Here is a 1,456-nt window from a genome sequence, read left to right as displayed (position 1 = left end):
GCATGGTGGCACCCAAAAGGGTTTCTCGGCCTGCTGTATTGGTTTGCAATGATGCCCGCCCACCTATTTATATTTAAAGGTATGGTCAAAGCCATCGTTAAAGAAGCGACGAATAACAAATAAGAACAATCAACAAATTCATCTTAAAAAAAAGGGGCTGATACATTCTCGTATCAGCCCCTTCTATTTTCATATGTTGGTCTATCGCGCCATTAGTCAGCAATGAAGCTAATTGGGATCTCAGCTAACTGACTGCCCTGATTTCCAGGATAAACAATGTACTCACCGTGATATTTCACCGCTGATTTGTAATCCGTTACTTTGTGAAGCATGAAACCAGCGTCCATCGCAGATTGAATAAACTCCGCATGGTTACCACGAACAAACCAGTTCATTGGCTGAGTCATCAATTCGCCATCAAATGAGTCGTCACACTGTTTTGCACACAAAGCAAAAGAGTGGTCACCATCGGTAAAGAACTGAATTTTACCACCAGTCGTCAGCTCATCTTCACTCGAAACGCTCCAACCTTTCTGGTACATAACTTCCATGAACGCTTCTACGTCACTGTCTTTCAAAGTTTTAGGCTCTTCATTAACAGGGAAGAAGTGGGCATAAAAAGCTGAAATACGTTTGAAAGTAAACATTAGGTCAGCTTGGTTGCCCTTAGAGCGCCCCTGCTTTTGCCAACGAACTAGATCAGCAACCACACTACGATCATACGCCTGAGCTTTAATTGCTTTTGTTACCCAGCGAACTAAAAAGTGATTATTACTTACAGGTGCATTCACCACTTTTTTCGTTTTGTGTAATGCAGTCAATTCTTCTAACGCTGCATTTACCATTTTTTGAATTTCAATGTAGTAGTTTGACATTATGCCTTCTTTCCTAATGTCCAATATAACAATGCCGATAAAATTGAGCATATCGCCATTACAACAATCATAGGCCACGCTGTGTCACTTGGAAGCAGCGCAACGATTAAACCAATAACAGAACCGGTGCCAAACCTTAATGTACCCGCCAATGACGAAGCCGTACCCGCCATATTTGGGTAACCACTTAATAGAAGCCCCATAGAGTTGCTGCCTATAGTGGAAAGTGTACCAATATAAAGCATCACAAACGGGACAATTCCCCACAGGCCAATATCCGCTAACCAACCAAAGAACAAGCCTACACCAGCTAATAATTGAATAGTGAGGCCAGCACGAAGCATGGTGTGAGAACCGACTTTCTTAACAATACGACCATTTACGCTAGTCATAATGATCATCGCTACAATGTTCAAGCCAAACAGATAGCCGAACAAATCAGGTCTTACACCATAGATATCAATATAAACAAACGAACCAGCGGTCAAGAATGCAAACATCCCCGCAAAAGAGAACGCGCCAGAGAAAACCAGCCCCATAACAACTGGGTTCTTACATAACCTTAAGTAATTTCTTAGGGT

General features: G+C 42.1%; 2 protein-coding genes. Both read right to left on the bottom strand.

Annotated elements, in window-relative coordinates; all coding sequences use genetic code 11:
* Positions 1–212 precede the first annotated feature (212 nt).
* Positions 213–875 (bottom strand): DUF2913 family protein, encoded by a 663-nt coding sequence (locus L4C33_RS22190; RefSeq protein ID WP_428814546.1) that lies wholly within the window; start codon positions 873–875, stop codon positions 213–215.
* Positions 875–1,456, bottom strand: a 582-nt coding sequence (locus L4C33_RS22185) for an MFS transporter (RefSeq protein ID WP_428814545.1), incomplete at its 5' end; no start/stop codon positions are given. The genes L4C33_RS22185 and L4C33_RS22190, both read right to left, overlap by 1 nt.

The organism is Vibrio makurazakiensis (genome assembly GCF_050337375.1).
GTDB lineage: Bacteria > Pseudomonadota > Gammaproteobacteria > Enterobacterales > Vibrionaceae > Vibrio > Vibrio makurazakiensis.
This window is presented reverse-complemented; position numbering and strand designations above follow the sequence as displayed.